The following is a 17,078-nucleotide window of genomic DNA, read 5'->3' on the forward strand; positions in this document are numbered from 1 at the left end:
CCCACATCAGGACACGAAAATCGATGCTGCCAACCATGATTCGTCGATCGCAAGAGTCCCGACCCGCGGTCCCCGCTGATCTGCGCGGCCGTCCTCGCCGCGACCGGGTGATGACAGCGCTCGAGGCGTTCGCGGACCGGTACGTCGGCGCGGTCGCCCGCCATGACTACGACCCGGGGCACGCGGGTCACAACCCGGACTCCGCGATGACCCTCGTGGTGACCGAACGCACCATCGTGGCCCAAGATGAGAACGTCGCGGCGCTCACCTTCGGTGCCCTGGACGGCGGCGAGTTGCCTTCCTGGCAGCCCGGCTGCCACCTCGACTTCCACCTGCCCTCGGGACGCAGGCGGCAGTACTCGCTGTGTGGGGACCCGGCCGACCGGACCCACTACCGGATCGCGGTGCGCTCCATTCCGGACGGCGGCGGTGGATCGGTCGAGATGCACGGACTGGCCCCGGGCACCACGGTCACCGTCCGCGGCCCGCGAAACGGATTTCCGTTCGTGGGGCACGGCAGCGCCCTGTTCGTCGCGGGCGGCATCGGGATCACCCCGATCCTGGCGATGGTGCGGGCCGCCCGCGCGGCCGGGATGGACTGGCAGTTCGTCTATTCGGGCCGATCACGCGAGTCGATGCCCTTCCTGGACGAGATCGAGTCCTGGGATCCATCAAGGGTTTTCATTCGTCCCGACGACGAGTTCGGACTCCCGACCGCGGACGACCTGATCGGACGCGCGGCCGCTGGCGGTGCGGTGTACTGCTGCGGCCCGACCCCGATGCTCGAGACCGTGCGGCGTGCCTTCGCCGACAGTCCGGCGACCGCGCTGCATTACGAGAGATTTGGTGCCCCACCGGTTCTCGACGGTAGCGAGTTCGAGGTGCAGTTGGCGAGCACCGGCGAGGTGCTCACCGTGCCCGCCGACGAGTCCGCCCTGACCGTGATCAAGGAGCGCCTGCCCGGCGTCGGGTACTCGTGCCAACAGGGCTTCTGCGGAACCTGCAAGGTCCGGGTCCTCTCGGGCGAACCGGATCATCGCGAGACCCGTCTGACCGACGAGGAACGCGAGGACTCGATGCTGATCTGTGTGTCCCGATCGACCGGGCGCGAGCGCCTGGTCCTCGATCTCTGACGATGGAGGACTTACGAATGACCAACAGTGCCAACAACTCCCGTTCCATCCTTCCGGTGGTTGCCCGTACCGTCCGTAACGGTTCGGTCGACCTGGCGGTGTTCGAGCAGGGCAACCCGAGCGGGCCGACGCTGGTGCTGGTGCACGGCTGGCCGGACACCCACCAGCTCTGGGAGCACGTGCTGCCGCACCTGACGGACCGGTTCCGGGTGATCAGCTACGACACCCGCGGCTCCGGACAGTCCACGGTGCCGAGCGCGGTCGAGGACTATCGGCTGGAATTGTTGGCGCAGGACCTGTTCGCGGTGCTCGATGCCGTCAGCCCCGATCAGCCCGTGCACCTGCTGGCGCACGACTGGGGCTCGGTCGAGAGCTGGCAGGCGGTGTGCGAGCCGGGCGCCGAGAACCGCGTCGCGTCGTACACCTCGGTGTCGGGGCCGAACCTCGACCACCTCGGAACCTGGGTGCGCGCGGGGTTCACCAACCCCACCCCCGGCAAGGTCTACAAGCGCCTGACCCAGGCCGTCGCGTCGGCCTACACGGTGCTGTTCCAGACGCCGCTGCTCGGACCGCTGCCCTTCCGGCTCGGGATGTCGCGGATCTGGCCGACCTTCCTGCGGTTCTTCGACCGCATGGACCCGGCGCTCGTGCACCCCGCGCCGACCCTGCGTTCGGACATGATCAACGGGCTCAAGCGGTACCGGGCCAACATCCGGCCCAAGCTGTTCCACCCGGCGGAGCGCCGCACCGCGGTGCCGGTCCAGCTGATCCTGAGCAAGCACGACCACGCAGTGCGCCCGGTCGGCTACGAGGACACCGAGCAGTGGGTGCCGGACCTGCGGCGCCGCGAGATCCCGGCCGGCCACTGGTCGCCGATCTCGCACGCGGCCGACATCGCCCGGCTGACCACCGAATTCGTCGACAGCGTTCTCGACCGGGACAGCGGGGACGGTTCCGCCGCCGTCTCCTGACGGACATCGCCCAGCTTTCGACCTACCGCGGAGGCCGAAAATGCGCTCACGGGGCGCTCAGGGGTGTCATTGGAGGCCCCGGCCACGCCGGTAACAGTAAGATGGCCGGGTATCGCGCGGTCGACGCTGACAGGCCGCGACCGCCTGGAGATGAGAAGGAGTGCAACCCGCCCGTGGCTGCCCAAAAATCAGACAAGAGCACTCCCAACAAGGACTACGGCGCCTCCTCCATCACCGTCCTCGAGGGTCTCGAGGCGGTCCGCAAGCGCCCGGGCATGTACATCGGGTCCACCGGTGAGCGGGGCCTGCACCACCTGATCTGGGAGGTCGTCGACAACTCGGTCGACGAGGCGATGGCGGGCTACGCCTCCACGGTCGGCGTCACCCTGATGGCGGACGGCGGCATCCAGGTCGTCGACGACGGCCGCGGCATCCCGGTCGCCATGCACGCCTCGGGTGTACCGACCGTCGAGGTCGTCATGACCCAGCTGCACGCGGGCGGCAAGTTCGACTCGGACTCCTACGCGGTGTCCGGCGGCCTGCACGGCGTCGGCATCTCTGTGGTCAACGCCCTCTCCAGCAAGGTCGAGCTGGAGATCGCGCGCGACGGCCAGCAGTGGGCGCAGACGTACACCCTCGCCGTGCCCGGGCCCCTGGTGGAGGGCGAGGCGACCAAGCGCACCGGCACCACCGTCCGGTTCTGGGCGGACCCGGACATCTTCGAGACCACCACCTACAGCGCGGAAACCGTCGCGCGGCGGCTGCAGGAGATGGCGTTCCTCAACAAGGGCCTGACCATCACCCTCACCGACGAGCGGATCACCGACGCGGAGGTCGCGGCCGAGGCCGAGTACGACGCCGATGCGGCGAAGGCACCCGAGGTCCAGTCCGTCCGGACCCGGACGTACCACTACCCGGGTGGCCTCGAGGACTACGTCCGGCACATCAACCGGACCAAGCAGGCGATCCACAACTCGGTCGTCGGGTTCACCGCGAAGGGCACCGGCCACGAGCTCGAGGTCGCGATGCAGTGGAACTCCGGCTACTCGGAGTCCGTGCACACCTTCGCCAACACCATCAACACCCACGAGGGCGGCACCCACGAGGAGGGCTTCCGTGCGGCCCTGACCACGGTGGTGAACAAGTACGCCAAGGACAAGAAGCTGCTCAAGGACAAGGACGGCAACCTCACCGGCGACGACATCCGCGAGGGCCTGGCCGCGATCGTCAGCGTCAAGGTCGGCGAGCCCCAGTTCGAGGGCCAGACCAAGACCAAGCTCGGCAACACCGAGGTCAAGTCCTTCGTGCAGAAGGCCTGCAACGAACACCTCTCGCACTGGTTCGAGTCCAACCCGGCCGACGCCAAGACGATCGTCAACAAGGCGGTCTCCTCGGCGCAGGCGCGGGTCGCGGCCCGCAAGGCCCGCGAGCTCGTCCGGCGCAAGAGCGCGACCGACCTCGGCGGACTGCCGGGCAAGCTGGCCGACTGCCGGTCCAACGACCCGAGCAAGTCCGAGATCTACATCGTGGAGGGCGACTCGGCAGGCGGCTCGGCGAAGTCCGGTCGCGACTCGATGTATCAGGCGATCCTCCCGCTGCGCGGCAAGATCATCAACGTCGAGAAGGCCCGGATCGACCGCGTCCTCAAGAACAATGAGGTCCAGTCGATCATCACCGCGTTCGGCACCGGCATCCACGACGAGTTCGATCTCGCCAAGCTGCGCTACCACAAGATCGTTCTGATGGCCGACGCCGACGTCGACGGCCAGCACATCGCGACGCTGCTGCTCACGCTGCTGTTCCGGTTCATGCGGCCGCTGGTCGAGCACGGGCACGTCTACCTCGCGCAGCCGCCGCTGTACAAGCTCAAGTGGCAGCGGTCCGAGCCGGAGTTCGCCTATTCCGACCGCGAGCGCGACGGCCTGCTCGACGCAGGCCTCAAGTCGGGCAAGAAGATCAACAAGGACGACGGCATCCAGCGGTACAAGGGCCTCGGAGAGATGAACGCCAAGGAACTGTGGGAAACCACGATGGATCCCAGCGTGCGGGTGCTCCGGCTGGTGACGCTCGACGACGCCGCCGCGGCTGACGAGTTGTTCAGCGTCCTGATGGGCGAGGACGTCGAGGCGCGCCGCAGCTTCATCACCCGCAACGCGAAGGACGTCCGGTTCCTGGACGTCTGACCGGTTTAGCGCCGGGTCGGCCGAATGTGATACAAATCACGACCAGGTCGACTCGGCGTGATCCCTGCGGTTAGTCAGGGGTCTGCTGGTGCGCATGTTGCGCGTGATGTCACCTACTCCACCTATTCGGGGGCGGGGTCGGTAGAAAGGTCACGACTTGATCACGGCTTGGAAACATTCAAACGTCGACGTGTAACGCCCGGGCATCTACACTTCAGAACCGCCTAGGCGTCTGTCTCGACTCGTACCCCTGCGAACTCGCTTTCCGCGATCGGGAGTACGGCACGAATGCAGGCCGTCGTGCCGGACCTGGGAGGAAAGTGAGCTTGGAAGATGAAGACTGAGACACCGCCGTCGAGCCGACTGTGGAACATCGAGGGCTGGGGCCTGCGGTGGAAGGTGGCCGCGGTCCTCGCGGTCCCGCTGACCGTTGCCGTCGTGCTCGGCGGGCTCCGGGTGCAGAACGAGGTCAGCCAGGCCATCGAGTTCCGCAACCAGGCGAAGCAGGTCGCCGACGTGCCCGAGATCGTGGACCTCGGCACCGTCTTCGGCACCGTGTCCGCCGGATACGTGACGAAGACCGTCACCAACGAGGACATCGTTGCGATGGAGAAGGCGATCGTGGCGGTCCGGGCCACCACCTATAACCCGGCCTTCCCCGATGCGGTCGCCGAGAAGCTGCGGACCTCGCTGATCGGGATCGAGAAGATCCGCGACGACGCCAACAACGGCATCGCGGACCCCGAGCTCCCCGCGAAGACCGCCGTCATCCGAGCGGACATGACCAGCGTCATCGACGATGTGGTCCTCCCGATCGACGATCCGGAGGCGCTCAACGCGCACGCGCGCCTCGTGGGCGTGTGGGCGTCGCAGCGCCGGCTCGCCGATCAGGTCACCGCGGCACTCGAGGTGCTCAAGAACCCGAATGCCTCGCTCAACGCCCTGTACTCGGCGGCGGGTGCGGAGCGGGCGATGATCGACACGCTCGCCCGGTCGTTCCCGCAGGCCGACGCGAAGATCCAGGAACTGACCGACCGCAACACCGCGCGGGTCGCCCTCATCGACGAGTCTGTCGGCGGCGCGCTGCCGCTGCTCGACCTGCGAGCCTCGATGCTCGAGAGCGTCGAGATCTACGGCACGATGCTCGACGAGGCATCACAGACCATCGCGTCGACCGTGGCCGCGCGTGAACAGGAAACCACCAGCGCCGCGATCCGTGACTCGCTCATCGTCCTCGGCACCCTGATCGCGGCGACGCTGCTCGGTCTGCTGGTGGCGCGTTCGCTGATCCAGCCGATCCGCCGGCTGCGCCGCGGCGCCCTCCAGGTGGCGAACCAGGATCTGCCCGACGCCATCGACCGGATCAAGGACGGCGACGACTCCGGGGTGATGGAGTTCGACCCGATTCCCGTGCAGACCACCGAGGAGATCGGTCAGCTCGCGCGCGCCGTCGACGATATTCACGGTCAGGCGCTGCGGCTCGCCGGTGAGCAGGCGCACCTGCGCCTGCGGATCGGCGACATGTTCGAGACGCTGGCCCGACGAAGCAAGTCGCTGGTCGACCAGCAGCTCGGCCTGATCGAGAACCTGGAGTTCGAGGAGAAGGACCCGAAGCGGCTGGAGAGCCTGTTCCGTCTCGACCACCTCGCCGCGCGCATGCGCCGTAACGGCGAGAACCTGCTGATCCTGTCGGGTACCAGGACGCGCCGCGGTCACACCGCGCCGGTTCAGGTCGGCGACGTCGTGCGTGCCGCGATGTCCGAGGTCGAGGACTACCAGCGGGTCGAGATCAAGGCCACGCCGCAGGGCGCCATCAGTGGCGCCGTCGCCACGGACATCGTGCACCTGCTGGCCGAGCTGCTGGACAACTCGCTTCGGGCGTCGCCGCCGGAGAGCAAGGTGACCTTCAACTTCTCGCGTGCCGTCGACGGTGGGCTCCTGCTCGAGATCACCGACCGCGGCATCGGCATCCCGGCCGCGGAGATGGTGGTCATCAACGACCGCCTCGCCTCCGGCGGCGAGGTGAGCCCGGAGACCGCCCGCCACATGGGCCTGTTCGTGATCAGCCGGCTCGCGGACCAGCACGGGCTGACCGTGCGGATGCGGCCGACCTTCGACACCGCCCGCAACCAGGGCGTGACCGTGAGCGTGCACATTCCGCACACCGCTCTCGTCTCGCCGATGACGATGGAGATGACGGGCCCGCAGGCCCGGGTCGATTCCGAGGGCAACGCGGTCACCGGGGAACAGGTCGCCGTCGCGGAGCCTGCCGTCCCGGTCACCGTCACCGTGGGTCCCGGTCCGCTGACCACCGGCCCGATCGGTCTGCCGCAGCGTGGCCCGGTCGCGCCGAACGGGTCGCCGCATCCGGCTCCGGTCGCGCCGAACGGTCTGCCCCAGCGCAACCCGATCGCGCCGTCCGGTCTGCCGCAGCGCGGCCCGGTCGCGCCGAACGGGTCGCCGCATCCGGCTCCGGTCGCGCCGAACGGTCTGCCCCAGCGCAACCCGATCGCGCCGTCCGGTCTGCCCCAGCGCGGCCCGGTCGCGCCGAACGGGTCGCCGCATCCGGCTCCGGTCGCGCCGAACGGTCTGCCGCAGCGCACGCCCGGTGCGACCAGCGGGCTGCCGCAGCGCACGCCCGGTGCGACAAGCGGGCTGCCGTTGCCCAGCCAGGACATGACCGGTCCCGCACCCGTGGCGCCGGTGAGCGCCCCGACCGCAGCACCCGTTCCGGTCTCCGAATCGACGGCCGTCGGGCCGGAGGGCGACGCCGAGCCGACCAGCACGACGCAGCACCGCTACCGGGTGAACTCGCAGAAGACCGCGTCGTTCTTCCAGCCGCGGGCGAACGTCGAGCCGCTGCGCCCGATCATGCACCCGCAGGAGACCACGCCGATCTTCAGCGGCATGGTCTCGACCGGCATCGTCTCTGACTGGTTGACGGCACCGACGGCGGGGGAGGGCAACCGGAGCTGGACCTCGGCCGCGGACGAGGGCTGGGATGCGGCGAAGCGTGCCAGCGCGCCACGTGTGGAGTCCCACACCGACTCCGGGCTCCCGCAGCGTCAGCCGGGACACCAGTTGGTGCCCGGTGGCGTCGACGGGGCTGACAAGATCACCACTGCAAAGCTGCGCGACCCGGACGCCATCCGCGAGAAGCTCAGCCGCCACCAAAAGGGCATCCGCGACGGCCGCGCCGCCGGCCATGCCGAACGCAACAGCATCTAAGGAGACAGATGAACATGGATCAGGGATCCGCGGGCGGCTACTCGCTCGACTGGTTGGTTTCGAACTTCGCCCGTGAGGTGCCTGGCGTCTCGCACGCCGTGCTGGTGTCGGCGGACGGCCTGCTCATGGCCGGAAGTGCGCAGCTGCCGGTGGACCGTGCCGAGCAGCTGGCGGCGGTCACCTCCGGGCTGGCGAGCCTGTCGGCCGGGGTCTCCCGACTGTTCGAGGGCGGCGGCGTCCTTCAGTCCGTCGTCGAGATGCAGCACGGGTACCTGCTGCTGATGAGCGTCGGTGACGGCTCCCACCTCGCGGCGCTCACCTCCTCTGGATGCGACATCGGCCAGGTCGGTTACGAGATGGCACTCCTGGTCGATCGCGTCGGCGCCTCCGTGCAGGCGACGCCGCGAGCCGTGATCGGGACCTGATTCCGAGGTGGCCATGGACGAGCAGCACAACGCAGAGACGGAGGCCGGGCCGAGCCTGGTCCGGCCGTACTCCCTCACCTCGGGGCGCACGAAGCCCGCGGTGGAGCTGGCGCTGGAGGCGCTGATCCAGGTCCTGCCCGACCCGGACAACCGGAACTGGGACCTGGGTGACATCGAGGCCACGATCGTGGCCTTGTGCGCGCAGTCGCCCTCGCTCGCGGAGATCGCCGCCAGGGTGGGCGTGCCCATCGGGGTCGCGCGCGTGCTGGTGGCGGACCTCGTCGAGGCCGGCCACCTCCGAATCCTGGCCACGCTGCAAGAAGACGCGAGCGACAGCGAGCGTCGGGAACTTATCGAAAGGGTCCTCGGTGGACTTCGCCAAATCTAGCGCCCAGCAGAATCGGGTGACCTCGACAAAGATCGTGATCGCCGGTGGATTCGGCGTGGGCAAGACAACCCTGGTCGGGGCCGTCTCCGAGATCGTGCCGCTCCGGACCGAGGCACTGGTGACGAACGCCTCCGACGGCGTCGACAACCTCGCGGGGATCCCGCAGAAGGCCACGACCACCGTCGCCATGGACTTCGGTCGCATCAGCCTCGCCGACGACCTGGTCCTGTACCTGTTCGGGACGCCGGGACAGCACCGGTTCTGGTTCATGTGGGATGACCTGATCCGCGGCGCCATCGGGGCGATCGTGCTGATCGACACCCGCAGGCTCGACGAGAGCTTCGCCGCGGTCGATTTCTTCGAGGCTCGTCAGCTGCCATTCCTGGTGGCGATCAACGAGTTCGACGACGCGCCGCGATACCCGATCGAGGACATCCGGCAGGCCCTGGCGTTGTCGCCCGATGTCCCGATCATGTCCATCGACGCCCGCGATCGGGAGTCGGCCAAGGGCGGATTGGTCGCGGTGACCGAGTACGCCCTGCGCAGGCTGGGTCAGCCGGTCTCGTAACCCGTTCCCTCATGCTCGGTGGCGCCGCGAAGCGAGCCAGCCGCACCGGCCTCCCGTCGTCGACGGGAGGCCGGTTTCGGCTGTGGGCGACCTCGACGGTCGACGGTTCGACCTGCGGACTCGGGCGCCGGTACGGCGTGTTCCCCCTCGTAACTGCCGACAATCCGCGAGTGATGCCGGGTCTAGCTGACCTGCACCTATAGACTCGGGTGGTTGCGCGACATCCTGCGAGGCGGGCAGTCCGCGAGGAGACGCGAAGCCGAGTAGAAGAGGAGCTCATGACCGACACCACGTTGCCGCCTGAGGGGACGGGGCACGACCGCATCGAGCCCGTCGACATTCAGCAAGAGATGCAGAGCAGCTACATCGACTACGCGATGAGCGTGATCGTGGGCCGCGCCCTGCCGGACGTGCGCGACGGCCTCAAGCCCGTGCACCGCCGCGTGCTCTATGCGATGTACGACAACGGGTACCGCCCGGACCGCGGCTACGTGAAGTCTGCGCGACCGGTCGCCGACACGATGGGTAACTACCACCCGCACGGCGACACCTCGATCTACGACACCCTGGTCCGTATGGCCCAGCCGTGGTCGCTGCGTTACCCGCTCGTCGACGGCCAGGGCAACTTCGGCTCCCGCGGCAACGACGGCGCGGCCGCGATGCGTTACACCGAGTGCCGGCTCACGCCGCTCGCGATGGAGATGCTCCGCGAAATCGATCACGACACCGTCGATTTCGCGCCGAACTACGACGGCAAGACGCAAGAGCCGACGGTTCTCCCCAGCCGTATCCCCAACCTGTTGATCAATGGTTCCGGTGGCATCGCCGTCGGCATGGCCACCAACATCCCGCCGCACAACCTGCGTGAGGTCGCCGAGGCCATCTACTGGGCGCTGGAGAACTACGAGGCGGACGAGGAGGCCACCCTCGCCGCGGTGATGGAGCGGATCAAGGGACCAGACTTCCCGACCGCGGGCCTGATCGTCGGCGGCCAGGGCATCAGCGACGCGTACCACACCGGCCGCGGCTCGGTCCGGATGCGCGGCGTCGTGGAGATCGAGGAGGACGCCAAGGGGCGCACCACGATCGTGATCACCGAGCTGCCTTACCAGGTGAACCCGGACAACCTGATCACCTCGATCGCCGAGCAGGTGCGCGACGCCAAGATCGCGGGTATCTCCGACATCCACGACGAGTCCTCGGACCGTGTCGGCATGCGCATCGTCGTCACCGTCAAGCGTGACGCGGTGGCGAAGGTGGTGCTCAACAACCTCTACAAGCACACCCAGCTGCAGACCAGCTTCGGCTGCAACATGCTCTCCATCGTCGACGGGGTGCCGCGCACCCTGCGACTGGATCAGATGATCCGCCTCTACACCACCCACCAGCTCGAAGTGATCGTCCGGCGCACCAAGTACCTGCTGCGCAAGGCCGAGGAGCGGGCCCACATCCTGCGCGGACTGGTCAAGGCGCTCGACGCGCTCGACGAGGTCATCGCGCTGATCCGGGCCTCGCAGACCGTCGACATCGCCCGGGCCGGACTGATCGAGCTGCTCGACGTCGACGAGATCCAGGCCGACGCGATCCTCGCCATGCAGCTGCGTCGCCTCGCGGCCCTCGAGCGTCAGAAGATCATCGACGAGCTCGCCGAGATCGAGCGCGAGATCGCGGACTACCAGGACATCCTGGCCAAGCCCGAGCGGCAGCGCGCGATCGTGCGCGATGAGCTCAAGGAGATCGTCGACAAGTACGGCGACGACCGGCGCACCCGCATCATCGCGGCCGACGGCGACGTCAACGACGAGGACCTGATCGCCCGCGAGGACGTGGTGGTCACCATCACCGAGACCGGCTACGCCAAGCGGACGAAGACCGACCTCTACCGCTCGCAGAAGCGCGGCGGCAAGGGCGTGCAGGGCGCCGGGCTCAAGCAGGACGACATCGTCAAGCACTTCTTCGTCAGCTCGACCCACGATTGGATCCTGTTCTTCACCACCAAGGGTCGGGTGTACCGGGCGAAGGCCTACGAGCTGCCCGAGGCCAGCCGCACCGCCCGCGGTCAGCACGTGGCGAACCTGCTGGCCTTCCAGCCGGACGAGCGGATCGCCCAGATCATCCAGATCAAGACCTACGAGGACGCGCCGTACCTGGTGCTCGCCACCCGCAACGGCCTGGTGAAGAAGTCGAAGCTGACCGACTTCGATTCCAACCGCAGTGGCGGCATCGTCGCGGTGAACCTGCGCGGCGAGGACGAACTGGTCGGCGCGGTGCTCGCCTCCGCGGAGAACGACCTGCTCCTGGTCTCGGCGCAGGGGCAGTCGATCCGGTTCTCCGCCACCGACGAGGCGCTGCGGCCGATGGGCCGCGCCACGTCCGGCGTGCAGGGCATGCGCTTCAACGGCGACGACGAGCTGCTCTCGCTCAACGTCGTGCGGGACGGCACCTATCTCCTGGTCGCGACCTCGGGTGGGTACTCGAAGCGGACCGCCATGGAGGACTACCCGGTCCAGGGCCGCGGCGGCAAGGGCGTGCTGACGATTCAGTACGACAAGCGGCGTGGCACCCTGGTCGGAGCGCTCATCGTCGACGACGACGACGAGCTCTACGCCATCACCTCCGGTGGGGGAGTGATCCGCACCGCGGCCAAGCAGGTGCGGAAGGCCGGCCGACAGACCAAGGGCGTGCGGTTGATGAATCTCGGGGACGGCGACACCCTGCTCGCGATCGCGCGCAACGCCGATGAACCCGACGAGTCCGACGCCGCCGCGAGCGACGGAGCGAAGGAGTCGTAGTGACTACTCCCAACCAGCCCAGCAGCGACCGGCAGGGGACACCTGCCGGACCGGCGGCGCAGGCGAAGGCCGGCACGCCGGAGGGGGCGGCCGGGACACCGTCAGCGGCGCCGTCGACTCCCGCGCCGTCGACTCCCGCCTCGTCGGCCAAGCCGGACGCACCGGCGTCGGCGACGCCGCCCACTGGACAGTCCGCGGCGCCGGCGCAGCCGGCTCCCACGGCCGCTCCGCGCAAGGATTCTGCTCCGGGTACGGACCTTCCGGTCCCGCCCGCGCATGGCGCGGGTCAGACGGCTCCACGCCCGCAGGGGCAGGGGCAGCAGCCGTCCGGACCGTCCAGGCCGGCCCAGGTGCCGCCGTCGGGCACGACACCGGCAGGCCCGGCCCAGGGTGCGCGGCCTGCCGGTGGTCCGCAGCAGGGTGGCACCGCCCCGGCGTCGCCGCAGGGTCGGCCCGCCCAGCCGCCCGCTCAGCGGCCCCAGCAGAACGGGGGTCCGGCCACCGGTCCCGGCACCCGTCCCGGTTCCCCGGCCGGCGGCCCGGGGGCTACCCGCCCGGCGTCGCCCGCGACGGGTCCGGGCGCCCGCCCGGCCTCGACCGCGGGTGGTCCGGGCACCCGTCCCGGTTCCCCCGGCGGGGCGCCGGGGACCCGCCCCGGTACTCCGGCCGGCGCGCCGGGTGCACGTCCGGCGTCGACCGCGGGTGGTCCGGGTACCCGTCCCGGTTCCCCTGGCGGCGCGCCGGGGACGCGTCCGGGCGCCCCTGCGGCAGGCAAGCCCGCGGCGGGTGCCCCAGGGGCCGACCCGGCGAAGACGGCCCGCAAGGAGGCAGCCAAGGCCAAGACCGCGGTGATCGACGGGCCGACCCGGCACATCGACCGCTCCGATCTCGCCAAGGACCTGCCGGACCTGTCCGCGGTCAAGCATCCGCTGCCCGGTGATACGGCCGTGGCGGCCGCTTCGGGCCCCAAGACCGGTGCGCAGCCCGCGCTCGTGGCGGTGCCGTCCGAGGCGGTCGGCGGCGAGCCGCTGCGCGCGACCATCCAGGTTCGCAAGGTCGACCCCTGGTCCACGCTCAAGGTGTCGCTGGTGATCTCGGTGGCACTGTTCTTCGTGTGGATGTTCGCCGTCGGGTTCCTCTACGTCGTGCTCGACGGCATGGGAGTCTGGGACCGCCTGAACAACGCCTTCACCGACATCGTGTCGGAGACGGGCGACGAGGGACTCGTCAGCGCGGGACAGGTGTTCGGCTACGCCGCGCTGATCGGTGCCATCAACGTGGTGCTCTTCACGGCCCTGGCAACCATCGGATCGTTCATCTACAACCTCTGCACGGACCTCGTCGGCGGGGTCGAAGTGACCCTCGCCGACCGCGACTGACCTGAGGTTTTGGTTCCCCACCGGCCCCGTTTTGGTCGCGGCCGGTCGGTGGGGTAATCTCATGCCTCGGTTCAGGGAGACAACGTTCGACGTGTTTCCCGGGACCTTGGTTACGGGCCTATAGCTCAGGCGGTTAGAGCGCTTCCCTGATAAGGAAGAGGTCGGAGGTTCAAGTCCTCCTAGGCCCACTCCCCGTGCCGACGAAGGGTTCGAGCATGAAGGTTCTGCTTCTCGCAGCAGCCGTTGTGACCGTCCTCTTCGGACTGACGAAGCTGCGGTCGCAGCACCGCAGTGAGGATGTCTGGCACGAGGTCACCAGCCGCTAGCGCGGACGGGGCCTTAGCTCAGTTGGTAGAGCGCTGCCTTTGCAAGGCAGATGTCAGGAGTTCGAATCTCCTAGGCTCCACAGCAGCAATCACAAATCGATATCGCGTCACCTCAACACCTCCCACTCTCCGGTGGGGGGTGTTTTGTTTTGTCCGCCGCCAGCTGGCAAGGGGCACAGGCAGATGCGCGCCGAGACGAGTTCATCGAAATGTGCTTGAGATCACATCCGCTCGGCTACTGTTCGGCTGGGGGAAATCGCAACCGAACCCGGGAGCCGACATGAAACTCAGGAAGATTGTCGCCACTGCACTGTTCGTGACGGCCGTGATGGGCGCCGGGGCGGTCACTGCGCACGCCGACCCAGCCGCGTTGATGGGTGCCCATATGCAAGGCCGGGACCAGGGTGTCGGCTACAGCGCCGGCCTCGGGCCCGGCGGTACCTCCGTCGTCACCCTGCTGGACGCGGGTGTGTTCCGTGTCGCCGGGGACGGGACCGGGGTGAGCGTGCTCCGGGAGGACGGCTCGGCCATCGGTTCGGTCCCCCTCGCGTACCGCGTGAACGGCGAGGTGCACTCGATCGCGCCCGTGATCGGCGACGCCGGCCGCCGCCTCACGCTGACCCCGACCACGATTCCGTCGCTGGCCCAGCCGGTCGCCTGGGACAACCCCCAGGACCAGCAGCGCCTGATGGGCGAGATCCAGAAGGCTCAGATGGGCGGGATCGTGGGCCAGACCGTCGGGGGCATCATCGGCCTCCTCGTCGGCTGCGTGGTGGGCGTGCTCGCCGGGTGCTTCCCCGGCTCGATCATCGGGTCGCTCATCGGCGGCGTCATCGGATTGGACATGGTCGGCGGGGAACCGTTGCGGGCCGCGTTCTTCCAGTTCGTCGGTCCGATGCCGACTCTGCCCGCCCCGGCGATGCCGTAGCCCGCAGCAGCACCAACGGATAGTTCGTCCGCAGCCCGCGACCCGATCCTGGTCGCGGGCTGTGTGCTGCGTCCCCGCCGAGAGTGCAGTTTTCGGGGCAAACGCCGAGTGGGGCCGCCGGAAGGTGCACGCTCGACGACGGAGCCGGAGCCTGTGCAATTGTGAACAAACCTGTGCAGCAATCGGTTTCAGTGCCGCGGCGCCGGGTGTCCGGACCGCCGAATCGGGCAACTTACCCGTCGGTAAGTATGTGTTACCGTGCGTACGGCTTCGTGGTAGGGGCCACTGGGTAAACATGGGCGGAGTCGGTTGTGGTCAAGAGTGTGCGTGGAAACTGGAGGCGGGGTGTCGTCGCGGCGGCGGCCCTGTCGGTGATCGTCGCCGGAATCGCCGCGCCCGTGGCGACCGCCGCGCCCGCGGACTTCTACACGCCGCCGTCCGAGCTGTCGACGCACGCGCCCGGCGACCTGATCCGCAGCGAACCGTCCGAGCTCGCACTGCGGGTACCAGGAACCGATGGCGCGTTCCCCGCCGACGGTCGTCGCATCATGTACCGCAGCAGCGACGCGAACGGCGCCCCCAACGCGGTCACCGGCACCTACCTGGACCCGCAGGCGGCCTGGACCGGCCCGGGACCCCGCCCGCTGGTCAGCCTTGCGGTCGGCACCCACGGCCAGGGCGATCAGTGCGCGCCGTCGAAGCTGCTGAACCAGCTCCTGACCTACCAGGCGCCGATCGGGCTGATGACCGAGTACGAGGTGCTCGGCATCAACGCTCTCCTGCTGCAGGGCATCGCCGTCGTCATCACCGACTACGACGGGCTCGGCACGCCCGGCGTACACACCTACGTCAACCGTGCGGCCGAGGGCCACGCCGTCCTGGACGCGGCGCGCGCTGCGAAGAACCTGCCGGGGACGTCGATCAGCGCCACCGGCCCCGTCGGATTCTGGGGGTACTCGCAGGGCGGGGGTGCCGCCGCCGCCGCGGCCGAGCTGGCCGAGGGCTACGCGCCGGAGCTCGACGTGAAGGGCACATACGCCGGGGCCCCGCCCGCGGATCTCGCCGCGACCCTCGAGCAGATCGACGGTTCCTTCCTCACCGGCGCCATCGGCTACGCGATCAACGGTCTCGTCCAGGCGTACCCGGAGTCCCAGCCACTCATCGAGGCCGAGCTCAACGACAAGGGCAAGGCGATGCTGGCGGCGACGCAGGGCTACTGCGTGGTCGAGACCGGCGCGCGCTTCGCCTTCCAGAAGAGCAGCGAGTACACCAAGAGCGGGGAGTCGCTGTCGGTGGTGCTCGACCGGCTGCCGCTGGCCAAGGACCTGCTCGAGCGGCAGCGGATCGGCAAGCTGACGCCGTCGGCCCCGGTCCTGATCCAGTCCGGGACGCACGACGATGTCGTGCCGTTCGGCCAGGCGCGCGAGCTGGCGGGCGACTGGTGCGGCGGGGGTGCGGTCGTCCAGTTCAGCGAGAACCCGTTCCCGGGTGTGCTGCCGGGTTCCGTGATCAACCACGGTGCGCCGTTGGTGCTCGGGTTGCCCGAGGCGGTGACCTACATGGTCGACCGGTTCCACGATCGCCCGGCGCCGAGCACCTGCGCGGTCTGACGACGGACGCGGGCGGTCAGCACCGCGGGAGCGGAGCCTGCGGAGCGACCCGACAACGACGGGTGATCCGCCCGCGGGGACCGGTCGTCAGGAGGTCTCGAGGTCGCGCAGGCTCGGCGGGGCCGCGGCGATCGGCGGCACCTCGCGGCGACGCTGCTTGAGGTACACGGCGCCTGCCGCCACGGCCGCACCCAGCCCGACCACGAGCAGCGTCCGCCTGCCGCGCCCTCGCCCCTTGACGTGCGCGGTGGCGACGGTGGCGACGGTCTTGTCGTCCACGAGCGCGAGGGCCGGGACGGTCTTGCGTCGGGCCAACGCCTTCCTGGCCAGGGCGTAGCCCTGACGGCCGAGATAGAGGCTCATCGCCCCGGTGCCCTTGGCCACCACACCGGTGCCCTTCGCGACCCCGCCCGTGCCCTTGGCGAACCCGAGCGCGGCGAGCTGCGCGAGCCTCAATGCGCTGCTCAGCGCGGTGGATTCGGGGACGGGCGTCACGACCGTGAGGGTGGGCGCCTGGTCGGCCGGGGCGGGGACAGAAACCGGGGTGGACTTCGTCGCGCGGGTCATCTGTCCACTGTCGCACATGTTCCCCGCGACGGAATGGCACGATGGGGGAGTGACTTCACCGAATCAGACCGCAACCGCAACGCTGCACACCAACCGCGGCGACATCAAGATCGCCCTGTTCGGCAACCACGCGCCGAAGACCGTGGAGAACTTCGTCGGGCTCGCCGACGGCTCCAAGGACTACAGCACCCAGAACGCCGCCGGCGGCAACTCCGGCCCGTTCTACGACGGCGCCGTCTTCCACCGCGTCATCGACGGCTTCATGATCCAGGGCGGCGACCCGACCGGGACCGGCCGTGGCGGCCCGGGCTACCAGTTCGGCGACGAGTTCCACCCGGAACTGCAGTTCGACAAGCCCTACCTGCTCGCCATGGCGAACGCCGGACCGGGCACCAACGGCTCGCAGTTCTTCATCACCACCGGCAAGACCCCGCACCTCAACCGCAAGCACACCATCTTCGGTGAGGTCGTCGACGAGGAGTCGAAGAAGGTCGTCGACGCCATCTCCGGGACCTCCGTGGACCGCTCCGACCGCCCGGTCGAGGCCGTCGTCATCAACAGCATCACCATCTCCTGATCG

At 69.0% G+C, this 17,078-nt stretch carries 14 protein-coding genes and 2 tRNA genes; 15 read left to right on the top strand and 1 reads right to left on the bottom strand.

All coding sequences use genetic code 11. The features are described from left to right. Window positions 1-35: 35 nt before the first annotated feature. The 14 genes from ACFXMV_RS02375 to ACFXMV_RS02440 all read left to right on the top strand — a co-directional run bounded on the left by ACFXMV_RS02375 (window position 36) and on the right by ACFXMV_RS02440 (window position 15,931). Window positions 36-1,133 carry a PDR/VanB family oxidoreductase gene (locus tag ACFXMV_RS02375; protein WP_378500922.1) on the top strand — a complete coding sequence of 366 codons (1,098 nt, stop codon included), beginning with the start codon at window positions 36-38 and terminating at the stop codon, window positions 1,131-1,133. Window positions 1,134-1,150: 17 nt separating this feature from the next. Next, window positions 1,151-2,104, top strand: a complete 954-nt coding sequence (locus tag ACFXMV_RS02380; protein ID WP_378502621.1) for an alpha/beta fold hydrolase — start codon at window positions 1,151-1,153, stop codon at window positions 2,102-2,104. Window positions 2,105-2,277: 173 nt separating this feature from the next. Continuing rightward, window positions 2,278-4,287, top strand: coding sequence for a DNA topoisomerase (ATP-hydrolyzing) subunit B (gyrB, locus tag ACFXMV_RS02385; RefSeq protein ID WP_378499889.1), 2,010 nt, complete (start codon window positions 2,278-2,280; stop codon window positions 4,285-4,287). A 333-nt stretch (window positions 4,288-4,620) separates the two neighbouring features. Next, window positions 4,621-7,515, top strand: coding sequence for an ATP-binding protein (locus ACFXMV_RS02390; RefSeq protein ID WP_378502620.1), 2,895 nt, complete (start codon window positions 4,621-4,623; stop codon window positions 7,513-7,515). A gap of 8 nt (window positions 7,516-7,523) precedes the next feature. After that, complete coding sequence (locus tag ACFXMV_RS02395; protein WP_378499887.1) at window positions 7,524-7,940, top strand: roadblock/LC7 domain-containing protein; 417 nt, start codon at window positions 7,524-7,526, stop codon at window positions 7,938-7,940. Between the two features lie 13 nt (window positions 7,941-7,953). Beyond that, the gene (locus tag ACFXMV_RS02400; protein ID WP_378502619.1) at window positions 7,954-8,328 is read left to right on the top strand and encodes a DUF742 domain-containing protein; all 375 of its coding nucleotides are present in this window, start codon (window positions 7,954-7,956) and stop codon (window positions 8,326-8,328) included. A gap of 16 nt (window positions 8,329-8,344) precedes the next feature. Next, window positions 8,345-8,896 carry an ATP/GTP-binding protein gene (locus tag ACFXMV_RS02405; RefSeq protein WP_378499885.1) on the top strand — a complete coding sequence of 184 codons (552 nt, stop codon included), beginning with the start codon at window positions 8,345-8,347 and terminating at the stop codon, window positions 8,894-8,896. A 278-nt stretch (window positions 8,897-9,174) separates the two neighbouring features. Beyond that, complete coding sequence (gene gyrA / locus ACFXMV_RS02410; protein WP_378502618.1) at window positions 9,175-11,688, top strand: DNA gyrase subunit A; 2,514 nt, start codon at window positions 9,175-9,177, stop codon at window positions 11,686-11,688. Beyond that, window positions 11,688-13,067, top strand: coding sequence for a DUF3566 domain-containing protein (locus tag ACFXMV_RS02415; protein WP_378502617.1), 1,380 nt, complete (start codon window positions 11,688-11,690; stop codon window positions 13,065-13,067). The genes gyrA and ACFXMV_RS02415 overlap by 1 nt, the downstream gene beginning before the upstream one ends. Window positions 13,068-13,181: 114 nt before the next feature. Then, window positions 13,182-13,255, top strand: a tRNA-Ile gene (locus ACFXMV_RS02420). Window positions 13,256-13,282: 27 nt separating this feature from the next. After that, entirely contained in the window at window positions 13,283-13,393 is a 111-nt protein-coding gene (locus tag ACFXMV_RS02425) for a DLW-39 family protein (protein ID WP_378404388.1), read from the top strand. A gap of 7 nt (window positions 13,394-13,400) precedes the next feature. Continuing rightward, window positions 13,401-13,473: transfer RNA gene (locus tag ACFXMV_RS02430), tRNA-Ala, on the top strand. Between the two features lie 200 nt (window positions 13,474-13,673). Next, complete coding sequence (locus tag ACFXMV_RS02435; RefSeq protein WP_378502188.1) at window positions 13,674-14,321, top strand: hypothetical protein; 648 nt, start codon at window positions 13,674-13,676, stop codon at window positions 14,319-14,321. A gap of 323 nt (window positions 14,322-14,644) precedes the next feature. Then, the gene (locus ACFXMV_RS02440) at window positions 14,645-15,931 is read left to right on the top strand and encodes a lipase family protein (protein ID WP_378502616.1); all 1,287 of its coding nucleotides are present in this window, start codon (window positions 14,645-14,647) and stop codon (window positions 15,929-15,931) included. Between the two features lie 87 nt (window positions 15,932-16,018). Here the strand turns inward: ACFXMV_RS02440 and ACFXMV_RS02445 are convergent, their stop codons facing one another. Beyond that, window positions 16,019-16,498: a hypothetical protein gene (locus tag ACFXMV_RS02445; protein ID WP_378501823.1), complete on the bottom strand. Its 480-nt coding sequence runs from the start codon at window positions 16,496-16,498 to the stop codon at window positions 16,019-16,021. 16 nt (window positions 16,499-16,514) lie between these two features. On the opposite strand from ACFXMV_RS02445, the gene ACFXMV_RS02450 reads away from it, so the two are divergent. After that, window positions 16,515-17,075: a peptidylprolyl isomerase gene (locus ACFXMV_RS02450; protein ID WP_378501822.1), complete on the top strand. Its 561-nt coding sequence runs from the start codon at window positions 16,515-16,517 to the stop codon at window positions 17,073-17,075. Window positions 17,076-17,078: the final 3 nt, after the last annotated feature.

Source organism: Rhodococcus sp. NPDC059179, assembly GCF_042754885.1.
GTDB lineage: Bacteria > Actinomycetota > Actinomycetes > Mycobacteriales > Mycobacteriaceae > Rhodococcus_G.